Below are 16496 nucleotides of genomic sequence, written 5' to 3'. Positions count from 1 at the left end.
TGACGTGGCATCAGATACACCGGTGCCATGACGAGAGAAGAGCGGGAACGAGAAGACACCCGGGCCGGCGACTACGCGGAGCTCGCGGCCGTCGGCCCGTACGGGGTCCGCCCCGGCCACGCCCTGATCACCATGGTGGAACCGCACCCGGGCCACGAGTACGCGTACAACCGCTGGTACGAGGACGACCACTACTACGCCGGTGCCATGGCCATGCCCTGGATGTACGCCGGCCGCCGCTGGGTGGCCACCCGCGAGCTCCAGGAGCTGCGCTACCCCGAGAAGTCGGCGGTCGCCCAGCCCGTCACCGCCGGCTGCTACATGTCGACGTACTGGGTCACCGAAGGCCGCTACGACGAGCACATGAAGTGGACCGTCGGCATCAACAAGCGGCTGAACCGCGACGGCCGGGTCTACCAGGACCGCACGCACGTCTTCACGGCCTTCCAGGACCACGAGGCCACGGTCTACCGCGACGGGGCCGCGGGCCCCCGGGACTTCCACGCCCTCGACCACCCGTACGCCGGGCTGGTCCTCCAGGTCGTCGACGCCGACGGGCCGGAGCGGCGGGCGGAGCTGCTGGAGTGGCTGCGCTCCCGGGCGCTGCCGCGGCGGCTGCACGGCTCACCGGCGGCGATGGTCACGGTCTTCCGGCCGACCCCGCTGCCCGGGGACCGGATGACCTACGTCAAGCAGGTCGAGGGGGTCGGCACCCGGCTCACGCTGCTGTGGTTCCTGGAGGCCGACCCGCGCACCTGCTGGGACCGCTTCCAGGGGCTGGACGCGGAGGTCGCGGAGTCGGGGCTCGGGCGGGTGGAGCTGGTCGCGCCGTTCGTCCCGACGGTGCCGGGCACCGACCGGTACGTGGACCGGCTGCGCTGACGGCCGCCGGGAGCGGCGGTGGACACGGCCGAGCCCCCTCGGCCAGGACGGCGGGCCGGTCGAGAGGGCTCCGTACGGGGTGCTGCGGTGTGGGGGGTTCGGACGGTTCAGGCGAGGTGCCCCAGTCCGCCTTCGACCACACCGGTGACGAAGGAGGTCCAGGAGCCCGGCGCGAAGGTGAGGGACGGACCGTCCTGCACCTTCGAGTCGCGGACGGCGATGGCCTGCGTGACGGGGGACTTGACCTCGACGCAGGCCCCGTTTCCGCCGGAGTAGGAGGACTTGGTCCAGTTTTCCGTGCCGCCCTGACGAATAGCCATGTTCTTCTCCGGTTCAGCGAGTAGTTCCGGTTGCGTGTCGGCCGGGGATATCCCCGGCCGACGTGATCGACGCTACCGGCAGCTCCCGATGGCCGAAGGAGGCATTCACTCGACCGGGTGGCATATTCCATTCAGGCCTTATGTGGCCGGGGACCGACGGTGTACCGTGCTGGCCCCCTCACCACTTCCGTCCGCTTCCCGCCGCTCCGCGGAGTCCGCGGTCAGTTCGCCTTGCCCGCGTGCTGCTCGATGATCTCGGAGATGAACTGCCGGGTCTGGTCCACGTTGAGGGCCTGGGCGCGCAGGTGCTCGTACATCACGCTGTATTTCTGGACGTCGTTGGCCTTCTCCAGGTACAGATCGCTCGTGACGCCCTCGATGTAGACGACCGTCGAGTCCGACGCGTCCGGGAATTCCAGAATTGCGTACTGCCCGTTCATTCCCGGATGGGCGCCCATCGTGAAGGGCATCACCTGCACGGTGATGTACGGCTGCTGCGACTGCTCTATCAAGTACTCCAGCTGCCGGATCATCAACTGCGGGTCGCCCACGTGCCGGCGCAGCGCCGCCTCGTCGATGACCGCCCACAGGCGCAGCGGACCCACGTCCGGATTGTTGTTCTCCGTCTCGGACAACCGTTTCTGGCGGTGCATGCGCACCTGGACGCGCTTCTCCACATCGGCGGGCGCCGTCTCGGGCAGCGCACCGCGGATCAGCGCCTGGGCGTACTCGGGGGTCTGGAGCAGGCCGGGGACCATCTGGGGCTCGTAGGTGCGCAGGCTGGCCGCGTCGGTCTCCAGGCCGATGTAGACGCTGTAGGGGATCTCCCCGAAGGCGTGCCACCAGCCCTGCTGGCGGGAGTCCTTGGCCATCTGCATGAGGGAGTCCACGAGCCGGGGGTCCTCGACCTCGTACACCTCGCACAGGTCGCGGACGTCGCGCTGGCTGATGGACCGGCGGCCGTTCTCCAGACGGCTGATCTTGGACTGGGAGACGAGGAGGCGCTCGGCGACCTGCTCGGCCGTCATGCCCTTGTCCTCGCGGAGCTTGCGCAGCTCCATGCCCAGTCGGCGGCGTCGGACGGTGGGATTGACATTGGACGCCACGTGGACGGCACCTCCGCCTTCTTCTGTCGCTGTCTCGCTGAGTGTCTGGTGTTCAGCAGACTGCCACCGAAGGGTGCGACGGCGCTGGGGAACGCGTGAAAGCGGCACGCGGGGTGGCGAAGCCGTCTCGTCGGCCTCGCCACCCCGCGTCCGGGCGGCTCCGGGGCCGGGTCTTGGGGGACCTCCGGCCGCGGTGTCGGTGGTTCGGTGGATCTGTGCCCCGCTGGCGGATCAAGGGGTGTCGCGGGTCGTGCGGGTCATGCGGGTGGTACGGGTACCCGTGCCGTCGCTCAGTGCGCGGCCGCGCGGGCCATCGCACCCGTCCGGCGCGGCTGGAGCGGAACTCCGCCGGTCGCCGTGGCCCGGACGGCCGGCTGCGGCTGTGCGGCGCGGTCGCGGCGCGGCTGTGCGGCCACGCCGTTCTGGACGTCCATCACGGCGTGCGCGACGAGACCGCCCATCGGGTCGTGCCGGATCAGGTCCCGCAGCCGGGACCTGGACGACCGCCCCTCGTTGCCGGGGTACAGGTGCTTGCCGAGTCCGACCGCGTGGGCCAGCGCGGCGAGCGCCGCGGTCCGCGGGTCCGGCGGTACGCCGGTGCGGATCGCACTGTCGAGCCGGGCACGGATCTCCCGGCTGATCGCCGTGTCCGTCGCCTGGTAGCGAGTCGTCGGCAGCACCCCGCACATCTGTCCCGCGACGGCATGCACCATGCCGCAGCGCTCCAGGTGCGCGAGGTAAATCTGGCGGAGCCCCAGCCGGGGTCCGCCGATCCAGTGGACGGCCCGTACCGGGCTGCCGCGCCTGCGCAGCAGTTCCAGTGCGGAGTCCAGAGTCGGATCTCCTGTCGGCCGTGGCATCACCACGGCGATACGATCCCCGTCAGGGGCTATCCGTCCTGCCAGAGCCAGCTCCACTAGCTGTGCCCCGGCCAGGCCGAGGTCGAGCGACTGCGGCTGCGCCGTGGTACCCGTGGCCGGGTCCAAAGCGAGCAGCAGAAGCTCCTCCGGAATTGTTCTGCGGCTCCTGCCCATCCATGCCTCCCCGCGTGGATGAGTGACAGGGTGACGCCTCTCACATTCATCTGTCGAGAGCGCCTGTTCGCTTTGTCGGGGAACCAGTAGCTATGTCGTTCTCGTCTAGCGGTTGGGCGATGCCCCCTAGACGGGACACTGTTAGACGGTTCGGACAGTGACCGGACAGCGATCGAGGAGGAACGGTGGCGGGCGAGTCCCCCGACAAGTCGGTAGATGAAGGAGCGTCCGGGGAGCAGGACCCGAGGCTGTCGGTCTTCCAGCCGCGAGACCCGCTGAAGGAGGCCGTGGCGGCGTGGGTCGCGACGGCCGAGCCGGACGAGCAGGCGGAGGAAGCGGACCCGGAGCCCGGGCCCGCCCCGTCGCGGCCGTCCCCCGGTCGGGTGGACCCGAAGACCCCGGTGGCGGGCGTGGTCCGCCAGTCCCCGTCCCGGGAGCGGGGCGCCGACTCGCCCGCCGGCTCGCCTGCGGCGAAGCCGGCCGACTCGCCCGCGGCGAAGCCGGCCGGGGACGCGGACGAGCCCGAGGGCGGGTCCCGTTCCGGGTCCGCGAAGCCGTCCGGGGACGTCCGTACCAAGGCGTTCGGGGTCGTGACGCCGGATCCCGCGCCCGAGGCGGAGAAGCCGCGTTCCGCTTCGGCGGACGCCGACCCGAGCGCGGCGAAGCCGGCCGCGGGTGCCGGCAAGGCCGACGCCGAAGCCTCCGACGAGCCGGCCGCGAAGCCGTCCGGGGACGTACGCACCACCGCGTTCGGGGTCGTGACGACCGACCGCGCCCCCGAGGCCGACAAGCCCGCCCGGGACCCGCGTACCGCGGCCGCCGACGGCGAGCGCACCGCCGTCTTCCGTGCCGTGAAGCCGGGTTCCGCTTCCGCCGATGCAGGGAAGGCCTCGGGTGGCGCCGGTTCGGCGCCCGAAGAGCCGTCCGCGGAGGCGGAGAAGCCGTCCGCGCCGGAGGCCGGCGAGCCCGCCGCCGACAGCGAGCGCACCGCCGTCTTCCGTGCCGTGAAGCCGGGTTCCGCTTCCGCCGATGCCGGGAAGGCCTCGGGTGGCGCCGGTTCGGCGCCCGAAGAGCCGTCCGCGGAGGCGGAGAAGCCGTCCGCGCCGGAGGCCGGCAGGCCCGCCGCCGACAGCGAGCGCACCGCCGTCTTCCGTGCCGTGAAGCCGGGTTCCGCTTCCGCCAAGCCGGGTTCCGGTTCGGCGGACGCCGCGAAGCCCGCCGCGAAGCCGTCCGCCGACGTGCGGACCACCGCGTTCGGTGTGGTGAAGCCGGACGCCGATGGCGACGCCAAGGGCGACAAGAAGCCGGCCACGCCCCCGGCGGACTCCGACAGTGAGCGCACTGCCGTCTTCCGCGCGGTGAAGCCGGGTTCTGCTTCGCCTGACGCCGACAAGCCCGCCGACAAGCCCGCCCGGGACCCGCGTACCGCGGCCGCCGACGGTGAGCGCACCGCCGTCCTCCGTACCGTGAAGCCCGGTTCCGCTTCCGCCGATGCCGGGAAGGCCTCGGGTGGCGCCGGTTCCGCGCCCGAAAAGCCGTCCGCGGAGGCGGAGAAACCGTCCGCGCCGGAGGCCGGCAAGCCCGCTGCCGACAGCGAGCGCACCGCCGTCTTCCGTGCCGTGAAGCCGGGTTCCGGTTCGGCGGACGCCGCGAAGCCCGACGCCAAGGGCGCCAAGGGCGCCGAGGACACCAAGAAGCCGGCCACGCCCCCGGCGGACTCCGACAGCGAGCGCACTGCCGTCTTCCGCGCGGTGAAGCCGGGTTCCGCTTCGCCCGACGCGGAGCGGGAGACCCCGGCCGGGAAGCCCGCCGGCAAGCCCTCCGCCGACGTGCGGACCACCGCGTTCGGCGTGGTGAAGCAGGACTCCGCGGGCGCCAAGGGTGCCGAGAAGCCCGAGAAGTCCGAGAAGCCCGGGACGCCCGGGACGCCCGGGACGCCCTCCGGGGAACCGGCCGAGGCCGACACCCCGAAGGCCGGCACCGACAAGCCCGGGAAGCCCTCCCGGGACCCCCGCGCCGCAGGCTCCGGCGGCGAGAGCGACCGCCGCGTCAGCACCTTCGTACCGCTGCGCGGCGAAGGCGGGGCCGCCCCCGCCGCGAAGCCCCCGGTGAAGCCCGCCCCGCCGGCCCCGCCCCGGCTGGACCCCAGCGAGCGGACCACCCAGCAGCCGCTGCCGCCCCGGCCGCCGCTCGACATGCTGGCGGACCTCACCAACAACCCGCCCCCGCCGCCCACCCCGATGCGGAACGTGATCCGGCGGGTCAAGATCTACGCGCCGATCGTGCTGCTCCTGGCCGTCGTGATCGCCGTCGTGCAGCTGGTGCGTCCGCTGCCCGCGCCGAAGCTCAAGCTGACCGCGAAGGCCACGTACACCTTCCCCGGCGGGGCGCCGAACCTGCCCTGGCCGACCGAGGGCCAGGCGTCCATGGCCGCCGCCGGCCTCGGCACGATCGGCAGCTCCGGCGAGCAGAAGCCGGTGCCGATCGCGAGCGTCACGAAGTCGATGACGGCGTACATCATCATGCGCGACCACCCCTTCAAGAAGGGTGAGAAGGGCGCGATGATCGACGTCGACAAGACCGCCGAGACCGAGGGCCAGAAGGACAAGTCGGACAACGAGTCCACCCTCAACACGGTCAAGGAGGGCGACAAGATCTCCGAGTACGACGCGATCGCCGCCCTGATGATCCCGTCGGCCAACAACATCGCCCGGCTCCTCGCGCGCTGGGACTCCGGTTCCCAGGAGGCGTTCGTCAAGAAGATGAACGACACCGCCAAGGAACTCGGCATGACCAACACCACCTACACCGACCCCTCGGGCCTGGACGCCACCACCGTCAGCACCGCCGAGGACCAGGTGAAGCTCGGCCTGAAGATCGTCGAGATCCCGGCGCTGGTGGACATCACCCGCATGCCCAGCTGGACCGACCAGACCGGCAAGACCTGGCCGAACTGGAACCGCCTGGTCCCGTTCAACGACTCCCTCGGCATCAAGACCGGTACGACGACCAAGGCCGGCGGAAACCTCCTCTTCGCCGCCCAGAAGAAGGTCGGCGACACCAACCAGCTGCTCGTCGGCGCGGTCCTCGGCCAGCACAAGCCGCCGATCATCGACTCCGTCATCGCCGCGAGCCGCTCGCTGCTGATCGCCACGCAGAAGGAGGTCCAGGGCGCGCCCGTCGTGAAGAAGGGCCAGGTCGTGGGCTACGTGGACGACGGGCTCGGCGGTCACACGCCGGTCGTCGCCACCGCCGACGTCCAGGCGGTCGGCTGGTCCTCGCTGACCGTGGACATCAAGCTCGGCGACGGCGGCACCGCGATCCCGGAGTCGGCGAAGGCCGGCACCCAGGTCGGCGTGCTGACCGTCGGCGACGGTGCCAGCCAGGTCAAGGTGCCGGTGGCGCTCCAGCGCGCGCTGGACACCCCGGGCTTCGGCAGCAAGCTGACCCGGATCGGCTGACGGCCGGAGCGGCGCGGCGCCCCGGGCAACCCCGGGGCGCCGCGCCGCGTCCCGGTAGTCGTACGAGAGGGTGTCGTCGTGACCACAGCCGAGCAGCAGCACAGGCCGACCGGGCAGCCGGAGCCCCCGCGCGGGCCCGCCGTGCCCGCCGGCCCGGTCGGCCGCGCGCTCGGGTGGGCGCACCGGAACCCGGTGCTCGTGGCCACCGCCGCGGCGGCGGTCCTGCACGTCGTCTGGTTCTTCTGCTTCGCCAACAGCGGCGGGGACCTCGCCGCGCAGGACGCCTGGGCGGAGTTCGTCGGCCGGCACCCCGACACGGCGTACAACCTCGCCTGGTACGGGGGGATGCACCCGGTCTCGTACAGCGTCGTGTCCCCGTACGTGATGCACGTGCTCGGCGTCCGGACCACGATGATGATCGCCGGCACCGCCTCGGCCGCGCTCCTCGCACTGATCCTCACCCGCTGCCGCGGAGCCGTCCGGCGCCCCCTGTGGCCGGCCCTGGCCGGGGTCTACGGGCTGCTGTGCAACGCGCTGTCCGGCCGGGTCACCTTCGGGCTCGGCACCCTCTTCGCGCTCGGCGCGGTCGCCGCCGTCTTCTGCTGGCCCCGCAAGTGGGCCCGGCGGCGCTGGGCCAAGGCCGCCGTCGCCGCGCCGCTGGCCGGGCTGGCGACCGCCGCGAGCCCGGTGGCGGGGCTCTTCCTCGGGGTGGTCGCGGCCGCGCTGTTCCTGAGCCGGCGGCGGCCGGGCGCGTACGCCCTCGGGCTGGCCCCGGTGGCGGTCGTGGGGCTGTCGGCGTGGCTGTTCCCCTTCTCGGGGACGCAGCCGATGAAGATCGGTTCGGCCGGGCTGCCGTTCGTCTTCGGGCTGGCCGTCGCCCTCCTCGTGCCGAAGGCGTGGCGTACGGTCCGTGCCGCCGCCGCCGTGTACACCCTCGGGGTGTTCCTGACCTGGGCGATCGACTCCCAGGTCGGCTCGAACGTCACCCGGCTGGTCATGCTGTTCGGCGGTGCGGTGCTGCTCGCCGCCGTCCCGTACGCGGCCCCGCGCACCCGGCGCCGGTACGCCCTGGTGCTGGCCTTCGCGGGGCTGACCGCCTGGATCACCACCAACAGCGTCACCGACATCGTCCGCACCACCCCGGTGGCCGCCTGGAACCGTGAGCTGGCCCCGCTGGTCGACCAGCTCCAGAAGGCGGGCGCCGACCGGGGCCGGGTCGAGGTGGTTCCCGCCAGCAGTCACCGGGAGTCCTCGGCCTTCCCCTCGTACGTGAACCTCGCGCGCGGCTGGAACCGGCAGGCCGACCTGGAGCGCAACCCGCTCTTCTACGACGACACCCTCACCGCCGAGAGCTACCGGGCCTGGCTGGAGCGCTGGGCGGTGCACTACGTGGTGCTGCCCGCCGACAAGCCCGACTCGGGCGGGGAGGCCGAGGCGGAGCTCGTGCGCGGGGGCCTGCCGTACCTGAGCCAGGTGTGGGGCGACGAGAACTGGCGGCTGTTCCGCGTGGACGCCCCCGCGAGCCTGGTCTCGGGCCCCGCGAAGGTGGTCCGGGCGGGCGCGGACCAGCTGGTGGTGGAGGTTTCGGCGCCCGGCCGGGTGCTGGTGCGGATCCCGCACTCCCCGTGGCTGGGGCTGGTGGACGGCGAGGGGAAGCCGGTGGCGCCGCCGCGGGTCGCGAACACGGCCGGATGCCTCTTCAAGGCGGCCCCGGACGCCGCCGGGGACGTGTGGACGGAGCTGCTGGCCCCGGCGCCGGGCGAGTACCGGGTCTCGGCGAAGTACCAGCTCCCGCGTGGTACGCCGTGCCCGGAACAGCTGATCCACCAGACCCTGGGCACCCCGCCGCGCCCGTGATCGCGCCGTCCCGTCCCGGATTCTTTACGCCCTGATCCAGGTGCATCCGCTCCCATATGTGCATACGATCCCAGTAATCCGATTGGGTGCTTCCCGAGGGAGTTGACGACGGGATGAGCAAAGAGCAGAAGCAGGACGTCCAGACGGCGATCGCGAAGGCGGCGGAACGCCTCCAGGTGCCGCAGGCCCAGGGCCACGGCTTCGAGGGCCCGGTCCGCAGCAAGGTGAAGGGCGGCGCCCACACCAAGGCGGCCCTGAAGCGCTCCGGCACCCCCCAGGGCGACCGGATCGGCGAACGGAGCAAGGGACTCAGCTGACTGCCCGCCCGCCGCCCCCGGCCCGCTAGGCGGACCCGCCCCCCTGACCGCCCCACTGCTCCTGCGCGAGCGGTGCGCTGTTCAGCTGGTCACGGAGGCTTCGCCAGTTCGGCACGGCCCCGTCCATGAGCGTGGTGAACCGGTCGTCGTGCCGGCTCTCCAGGCAGTTCGCCATCTCGTGGACGACGACGTATTCGAGGCAGGCCGGGGGCTTCTTGGCGAGCTCGACGTTGAACCACAGGTGCCCGGTCTCGCGGTTGCAGGACCCCCACTTGGTCTTCATGCGCTTGACGCTCCACCGGCGTACCGGCACCTGGAGCACCGGCTCCCACTTGGCGATCAGGCCCGGGACGGCATGCCGGAGCTGCTCCCGGTACCACTGCTCCAGCAGCTCGCGGCGGCGCTCGGCCGGGGTGCCGGCCGGGACGTAGAGCAGCAGTCGCTCACCGTCCAGCTCGACGTGCGCCCGGCCGGGCCGCTCGACGACCTTCATCCTGCGCCGGACGCCCCACACGTAGTGGGACTCGCCCGTGACCATCTCACGGGTGGACTGCCGGGCGGCGGAGCGGAACCGCTCGCGGTGTTCCGTGATCCACGGCAGGCGCTGGATCACGGCGAGCCGTACCTGCTCGTCGTCGAGCCGGTCCGGTGCCGCGACCCGCACGCGGCCGAGGGGCGGGTAGACGCCGATGTGCAGGTTCTTGATGTCCTTGTAGACGACGTCGACGTCGATTCCGCGGACGGTGAGGGAGGCGCTAGCGGTACTCATGCCGTGCCTTGAGCAGTTCGAGCAGTTCGTCGAGCCGGTCGAAGCCGGCGGGGAGCGCCTGCGCCACCGCGCGTCTGACCTTCTTCTCCTTCATCGCGTTGCCCACCCACGAGTCCGGCTTGCTGTGCAGGACGGTGGTGTCCACGACCGCGGCCAGCTCCGGTGACCGGTCGAAGAAGTCGTACACGGCGCGGCGGGCGTCGTTGTCGGCCCAGTCCGGGTACTCGGTGTCCGACTCGCCCTTGCCGAGCCTGGACGCGTGCTCCAGGAGCTTGCCGAGGTACTCCTTGTAGTGCAGGGCGCCCTGCCGCCGTTCCTCGAGGATCGCGTCGAGCAGCTCCGACATCTTGTCGTAGTACTTCGGGTTCAGCGGGCGCTCGTCGACGATCACCACGCGCATGTTGTTGGCGATCGTGTCCGCCACCGCTTCCGGGTCCTTCCTGATGCCCGCGGGGAGCCTGTCGAGCGCGCCGGCCCCCATCCGGGCGATGAGCTGGATCAGTCCGACCTCCCGGAAGTCGGAGACCACTTCGGAGGGCGTGGCGTTGAGGTACGTGTCGAGCAGGTGCCGCATGCCGGCCTCGTACTGCTTGAAGTCGACGTTCTCGCCGGCGCCGAGCTTGACCTCCTCGCGCACGTTCGCGTAGTGGCCGATCTCGTTCTTGATCGCCGCGCTCTCGGCCTCGCCGTAGCCGGCGGCCCGCATGTCGTTGGCCAGGTTGCCGTACGCGCGGGTCACGGCCGCGACGGCTTTGTAGAGTTCGACCCGCTTCGGTTCGTTGGCCTTGAGCTGCTCGGCGTTCCCCTGTTCGCGGGCGCAGAAGTACTGCTGGTACTGGAGGGTGTCCTTGGGCGGTTCGACCGGCTCGCAGAGCGCCCGGATCCTCTCCAGGGCCGCGTCCAGGTCCCCGCGGGCCCTGGCGATCCGGTCGGACAGCAGCCCCTCGATCTCCTTCGTCTCGTAGCCTTCGAGGGCGTCGCCGGTGTAGTCCGTGATCGCGGACTCCAGGGAGTTGAACAGGTCGCGGTAGTCGACGATGTACCCGTAGTCCTTGTCCTCGCCGTCGAGGCGGTTCACCCGGCAGATCGCCTGGAACAGGCCGTGGTCCTGCATCTTCTTGTCGATGTACAGGTAGGTGGCGCTCGGGGAGTCGAAGCCGGTCAGGAGCTTGTCGACGACGATGAGGAGCCGCATCCGGCCCGGTTCGCCGACGAAGCGGGCCTTGACCTCCTTCTCGAACTGCTCGACCTTGCCCATCGCCTTGTCGGCGGGCTCGTCGAAGTGGTCCGCGAGCATCTGCCGGTAGATCTCGTACTGGCGCAGCCGTTCGGTGGCGCCGTGGCCGGAGTCCTCCTTGGAGACGCCGCCGGCGTGCGGGGTGTACGAGGTCACGATGGCGCACTTGCCCTTGAAGCCGGCCTGGGTGAACAGCTCGTAGAACTTGCACGCCTGGTAGATGCTCTGGCTGACGAGGATGGCATTGCCGCGGCCGTCCGACAGGCGCGGCTTGATCTCCATGTCGAGCAGGATGTCGTTGACGATGTGCCGGGCGCGCGGCTCCGAGCTGACGACCTTCTGCATGGTGCCCCAGCGCTTCTTGAGCTCGGCGCGGGACAGGTCGGTCATGCCCCGGGTCTTGGCCTCGAACCACTGGTCGACCCTGGCCGGGGAGCTCAGGTCCTGGTCGATGTTGCGGGCCTCGTACCGCAGGTCGAGGACGACGCCGTCCGCCACGCCCTCGTCGAACTTGTACGTGTGGATGAAGCTGCCGAACCGCTCGATGGTGGTGGCCTTCTCCGCCTTGAGCAGGGGGGTTCCGGTGAAGCCGATGAACACGGCACCCGGCACGAGCGCCTTCATCGCGTCGTGCATCTTGCCCGACTGGGTGCGGTGGGCTTCGTCGACGAAGACGAAGATGTTGCCCTTCGCCCGGAAGTCCTTGGGAACGGCGGACTTCAGCTGCCGGATGAATTCGGCCTCGGCGTCATCGCGGGAGGCGTCGTCCTCCGGGCCGCGGAACTTGTGGACCAGCGAGCAGACCAGCCACTCCTCACTCGCGTTCAGCGTGGCGAGGAGGTCGGCGCCGCTGCGGGTGCGGTGGATCGATTCGTCGACGCCCCGGAAGACCTTCTCGATCTGCTCGTCCAGTTCGGTCCGGTCGGTGATGACGAGTACCCGTGCGTCCGGCTGGTTCTCGCGGATCCACTTGGCCAGCCACACCATCGTCAGCGACTTGCCGGAGCCCTGGGTGTGCCAGATGATCCCGCCCTCGCGCCGGGCGATCCGCTCCTGAGCCGCCTTGCAGCCGAAGTACTGGTTGTGCCGGCACGTCTTCTTCTGCCCCGAGTCGAAGACCATGAAGTCGTGCACCAGTTCGAGCAGCCGCCGCTTCGAGCAGAGCTGGGTCAACGACCGGTCGAGGGGGCCGGCGATGTCGGACGGTTCGCGCCACGCCAGCCAGTACTTCTCCGGCGTGTCGATCGTGCTGTAGCGCAGTCCCTCCACGTCGTTGCCGGCCATGACGAGCTGCACCGTCGTGAAGAACGGCCGGATGAACTCGGGCCGCTGGTTCCCGATGGTCTGCCGGATGCCTTCGGAGACGGCGACCTTCGAACGCTTGAGTTCGATCGTCGCGAGGGCGATGCCGTTGACGTAGAGCACGACGTCCGGGCGCTTCGTGTGCCGGCCCGGCACCGTCACCTCCTCCGCCAGGGCGAAGTGGTTGGCCTCGGGGTGCTCCCAGTCGACGAGCCACACGGTCTCCGACCGCTCGCCGGCATCGGGCCTGACCTTCACCCCGTACCGCAGCAGGCCGTGGACGTCGCGGTTCGCTTCGTACAGGTCGCGGCCGCCGCCGAGCGAGGCGTCGCTCTTCAGCCTGTCGACCGCCTTGCCGATCAGGCTGTCGTCGTAACCCCGGGAGCGGAGGTTCTCGGTGAGGATCCCGGTCTCGACGTTGGAGTTTCCGGCACGGTGCTCCCAGCTGCCGAGGTAGTCGTATCCCAGGGTTTCCCGGAACAGCCCGATGACGCGGTCCTGCGTCCTGCGCTCGGGCTGACCGACGTTGCTCACGACGTCCCCTCCCTGGCGGCGGAGCTGAAGTCACCGGTCAGGAGCTGCTGCAGCATTCCCTGCTTGACGGCCCGGGCCTTGAGCAGCCGCGCCTCGAACCGGCGGAGCTCCTCGTCGAGGTCCGCCGACACTCCGGCGATCTCCCGCTGCTCGTCGACGGGGGGCAGCCGGATCTCCAGGTTCGAGAGGATCGCCGTGTTGAGCGACGGCATGGTCTGCCCGACGGCCACGGACCGCACGGCGTCGATGAACCGCTTCGAGTTGAACTGCCCGCTCATGAACCTGGAGTCGGCGGTCTCCGGGTCGAACCGGAGCCTGAGGAGACGGCCGGAGAAGAGCCAGCCCTCCTCCTTCCCGGACACGAGCGCGTTGCGGTCGATGGAGCCGACGCGGCTGAAGACGATGTCGCCCTCCGCCAGGCGGTACGCGCGCAGGCGGTGGGCGTCGGTCCCGGAGACCATGGGGGCGCCGGCGCCCTCGATCCCGTACCTCCCCAGGTGCTCGACCGTGATGATCGGGGTTCCCTGGGTGACGTAGTCCCGCTCGTGCAGGGCGCTGCCGAAGGGCCCCGTCTTCACGTGGGCGACCGCGCCGACGGTCGACAGCCGCCAGGGCTCCGTGTGACCGGGAAGGCGGGTGGTGCCCGCGAGGAGCCGTTGCATCACGCCCTGCTTGACCGCCTGCTTCTTGGCGATCAGGCGCTCCAGTGCGGAGATCAGGTCGTCGACGTCGGTCATCGCGGCCACGATCGCGTCCTGTGCGGCGAGGCCGGGGAGCGGCACGGGAAGCTGCGCGTACTCCTGCCCGTTGATGCCCGGCTGACCGCTGCGGACGGACGTCCGGGCGACCCAGTCCCAGTACTCCTTGCTCTGCACGAAGAGCGACAGGTACTTCGGGTTGAGCACCTCGGGATCCGGTGCGATGTTGATCAGGAATCCGGCGTAGATGAGTTCGCCGTCGTCGGGGTCGTAGAGGTACGACTTGCCGACGCTGGCGCCCGTGCGCGCGAAGACCAGTTCTCCGGGGGCCAGCCGGTAGTTCTCGGCGCTCGCGTGCGCCACTCCGACCTTGGGGCTGGGCGAGAAACGACCCGAATCATCGATGTCGGTGATCCGGATGTAGGTGGGGACGCCGGGGGTCAGCGGGACGGCTGCCGCGTTGATGCCGTAGCGCGGCGGGCGCTTCAGCAGCCGGCCGAGCGGGGTGCGTTCGGCGGTCGGCATCACACGACACCCATGTCTGCCAGGCGGCCCGCGACCTTGGATTCCAGCTCCGCGAGCTCGGCGCCGAGGGCGGAGGCCGTTTCGGCGTAGCGTTCGCCGAGCTGCCGGGTCCGGCCGACCAGGGCGAGCGTCAGCGAACGGACCACGCCGGCGATGCGGTCCGCGATGGCCGCCCGCCATTTGTCGTCGAGCACCAGCTGCTGGATCTCGGGAAGCGTGAGGTCCCCGTACTTCTTGAGGGTCGCCACGTCGAGTGCGGCCTTGGCCTCCTTGGCGGCCTTCTTGGCCACGGCCTCGGCGTCGTAGAGGCCGAGCAGGTGCTGGAGGGCATGGACCTCTTCCGGGTCGGCTCCTTCGCGCCGGGCCGCCCTGAGCCGCGCCGCGGCGAGGGTCTTGGAGATCTTCTCGTCCTCCATGGCCTCGGCGAGCGGGCCGTCCTCACCGGCGTGCTCGTCGACGTACTCCCCGACGGCGCGACCCGCTTCCTCGGCCGCCGCGTCCAGGCCGTCGACCCGGGCCTGCTCGTCGGCGAAGTAGCGGGCGACGACGAGTGCGGGCGGAACGAGGTCCATCTTGTACTTGGTCCTCGTGCGGCCGGTCCCGATCTCCAGGTCCGGGTCCTCGGAGAGCTTGCGCTGCTTGTCGTCGATGGTCTCGCGAGGTGCCGCCGCGTCGTGCCACCCCTGGTGCATGACGAGGAAGACGTCGTCGTGCATCACGCCGTGCCAGTAGGTCATGAGCTGCTCGTAGACGCCGTACTCGTCGAGCAGCGGGGTGCTCTTGAACCGTGCCAGCAGGTCGTCACTGATCCGGGCGATCAGGTCCTTCGGGACGGTGTCGGCGTCGAGTTCCCGCAGGGCGGGGCGGTGGGCGGCGAACCAGTCGTCCACCCGCCCGTGCACCTCGGCGGCGAACTCCTGGAACTCGCCGGAGTCCAGGACGGCCTGCTGCACCTCGCCCACGGCCACGGCGAGATCGCTGTAGCCGGGGCGGTTCTGCTTGAACAGCGTGGCACGAAGGCTCGGGAACGCGTCCCAGTACCCGCTGAGCGCGTCCACGTCGCGGTCCGGGATCCCGCCGTGCACGTGGGCGTGGAGGTCCTGGACGTCCTCGGGTTCGGAGGAGTCGATGTAGCGGGGGATGTTGAGGTTGTAGTCGTTCTTCGGGTCGGCGATCTCGTGCAGCGGCACCATGCGCGAGTACCGGTCGATCTCGGTCTCCTTGTTGAAGACGTCGACGATCTTGTGGATGTCCTGGCTGCGGAGACGGTTCTTGTTCCCGTCCTTGATGAAGCCCTTCGAGGCGTCGATCATGAAGACGCCGGTGCGCGCCCCGGCGTCCTCCTTGTCGAGGACGATGACGCAGGCCGGGATGCCGGTGCCGTAGAAGAGGTTCGGCGGCAGCCCGATGATTCCCTTGATGTAGCGCCGTTCCACCAGCTTCCTGCGGATGCCGCCCTCGGAGTGGCCGCGGAAGAGCACGCCGTGCGGCAGGATGACCGCCGCCTTGCCGGTGCTCTTGAGGGACTTGACGATGTGCAGCAGGAAGGCGTAGTCGCCGTTCTTCTCCGGCGGCCGGCCGTCCTCGAACCGGCCGTAGTCGTTCTCCAGGCCGTTGCTCCACGACTTGATCGAGAACGGGGGGTTGGCGACGGCGAAGTCGAAGGTCCGCAGCTGCCCGCCCGTGGTGAACTGCGGGCTGGTGATCGTGTCGCCCTTGAGGATGTCCGCGTCCTCGTTGCCGTGGAGGATCATGTTCATCCTGGCCAGCGCCCAGGTGGCGTTGTCCTTCTCCTGGCCGTAGACGGTGATGCCGTACGGCGTTTCGTCGGCCACCTTGAGGAGCAGCGAGCCCGACCCGCAGGTGGGGTCGTAGACGGTGTTGCTCTTGCGGGTGTCGGGTCCGATGCCGACGACCTTGGCGAGTACGCGCGAGACTTCGGCCGGGGTGTAGAACTGGCCCTTCGACTTGCCCGACTCGGTGGCGAAGTGCCGCATCAGGTACTCGTAGGCGTCGCCGAGCAGGTCGTCGCCCTCGGCGCGGCTGCCGCGGAAGTCCATGTCGGCGAAGATCGTCACCAGCTTGGAGAGGCGGTCCTGCATCTCCTTGCCCTTGCCGAGCTTCTCCTCGTCGTTGAAGTCGGCCAGGTCGATGACCTTCGCGAGCCCGTTGGCCTCGGCGAGCCGCCCGATGAGCTTGTTGATCTTGTCGCCGATCTCCTTGTCGCCCCTGAGCGCGATCAGGTCGTCGAAGGACCCGCCGGCGGGGACCTCGATCAAGGAGTGCGGATCGGACTGGGCCTTGTCCGTCACGTACTTCACGAACAGCAGCGTCAGGATGTAGTCCTTGTACTGGCCGGCGTCCATGCCGCCGCGCAGCTCGTTGCAGCTGCGCCACAGCGAGCTGTACAGGTCGGACTTCTTGAGACCCACTTTCGGCGCCCATCCCTTAGCG

General features: G+C 70.4%; 11 protein-coding genes. 4 read left to right on the top strand and 7 right to left on the bottom strand.

Going from position 1 to position 16496, the window contains the following annotated elements; all coding sequences use genetic code 11:
- Window positions 1-27 precede the first annotated feature (27 nt).
- Window positions 28-882, top strand: coding sequence for a hypothetical protein (locus ACZ7IF_RS10475; RefSeq protein ID WP_470966305.1), 855 nt, complete (start codon window positions 28-30; stop codon window positions 880-882).
- A 107-nt stretch (window positions 883-989) separates the two neighbouring features.
- Here the strand turns inward: ACZ7IF_RS10475 and ACZ7IF_RS10470 are convergent, their stop codons facing one another.
- The 3 genes from ACZ7IF_RS10470 to ACZ7IF_RS10460 form a co-directional block, all read right to left on the bottom strand.
- Window positions 990-1202 carry a DUF397 domain-containing protein gene (locus ACZ7IF_RS10470; RefSeq protein WP_125817612.1) on the bottom strand — a complete coding sequence of 71 codons (213 nt, stop codon included), beginning with the start codon at window positions 1200-1202 and terminating at the stop codon, window positions 990-992.
- A 221-nt stretch (window positions 1203-1423) separates the two neighbouring features.
- Window positions 1424-2308, bottom strand: coding sequence for a helix-turn-helix domain-containing protein (locus ACZ7IF_RS10465; protein ID WP_470966297.1), 885 nt, complete (start codon window positions 2306-2308; stop codon window positions 1424-1426).
- A gap of 290 nt (window positions 2309-2598) precedes the next feature.
- Window positions 2599-3342, bottom strand: a complete 744-nt coding sequence (locus ACZ7IF_RS10460; RefSeq protein WP_470966293.1) for a GOLPH3/VPS74 family protein — start codon at window positions 3340-3342, stop codon at window positions 2599-2601.
- A gap of 185 nt (window positions 3343-3527) precedes the next feature.
- Here ACZ7IF_RS10460 and ACZ7IF_RS10455 point away from each other — a divergent pair, with 185 nt between their 5' ends.
- The 3 genes from ACZ7IF_RS10455 to ACZ7IF_RS10445 all read left to right on the top strand — a co-directional run bounded on the left by ACZ7IF_RS10455 (window position 3528) and on the right by ACZ7IF_RS10445 (window position 8977).
- Entirely contained in the window at window positions 3528-6803 is a 3276-nt protein-coding gene (locus ACZ7IF_RS10455) for a D-alanyl-D-alanine carboxypeptidase family protein (protein ID WP_470966289.1), read from the top strand.
- 78 nt (window positions 6804-6881) lie between these two features.
- On the top strand, window positions 6882-8660 hold the full coding sequence (locus ACZ7IF_RS10450) for an MFS transporter (RefSeq protein ID WP_470966286.1): 1779 nt from the start codon (window positions 6882-6884) through the stop codon (window positions 8658-8660).
- Between the two features lie 113 nt (window positions 8661-8773).
- Entirely contained in the window at window positions 8774-8977 is a 204-nt protein-coding gene (locus ACZ7IF_RS10445) for a hypothetical protein (RefSeq protein WP_470966281.1), read from the top strand.
- Window positions 8978-9002: 25 nt separating this feature from the next.
- Here the strand turns inward: ACZ7IF_RS10445 and ACZ7IF_RS10440 are convergent, their stop codons facing one another.
- The 4 genes from ACZ7IF_RS10440 to ACZ7IF_RS10425 are packed head-to-tail and all read right to left on the bottom strand — an operon-like array spanning window position 9003 to window position 16474.
- On the bottom strand, window positions 9003-9746 hold the full coding sequence (locus tag ACZ7IF_RS10440; protein WP_470966274.1) for a M48 family metallopeptidase: 744 nt from the start codon (window positions 9744-9746) through the stop codon (window positions 9003-9005).
- Window positions 9733-12819, bottom strand: a complete 3087-nt coding sequence (locus tag ACZ7IF_RS10435; RefSeq protein ID WP_470966267.1) for a type I restriction endonuclease subunit R — start codon at window positions 12817-12819, stop codon at window positions 9733-9735. Before ACZ7IF_RS10435 ends, ACZ7IF_RS10440 begins: the two co-directional genes overlap by 14 nt.
- Complete coding sequence (locus ACZ7IF_RS10430) at window positions 12816-14042, bottom strand: restriction endonuclease subunit S (protein WP_470966262.1); 1227 nt, start codon at window positions 14040-14042, stop codon at window positions 12816-12818. Before ACZ7IF_RS10430 ends, ACZ7IF_RS10435 begins: the two co-directional genes overlap by 4 nt.
- Window positions 14042-16474 (bottom strand): type I restriction-modification system subunit M, encoded by a 2433-nt coding sequence (locus ACZ7IF_RS10425; RefSeq protein WP_470966253.1) that lies wholly within the window; start codon window positions 16472-16474, stop codon window positions 14042-14044. The genes ACZ7IF_RS10430 and ACZ7IF_RS10425 overlap by 1 nt, the downstream gene beginning before the upstream one ends.
- Window positions 16475-16496: the final 22 nt, after the last annotated feature.

The sequence above is a fragment of the Streptomyces sp. NPDC037421 genome, assembly GCF_055602105.1.
This window is presented reverse-complemented; position numbering and strand designations above follow the sequence as displayed.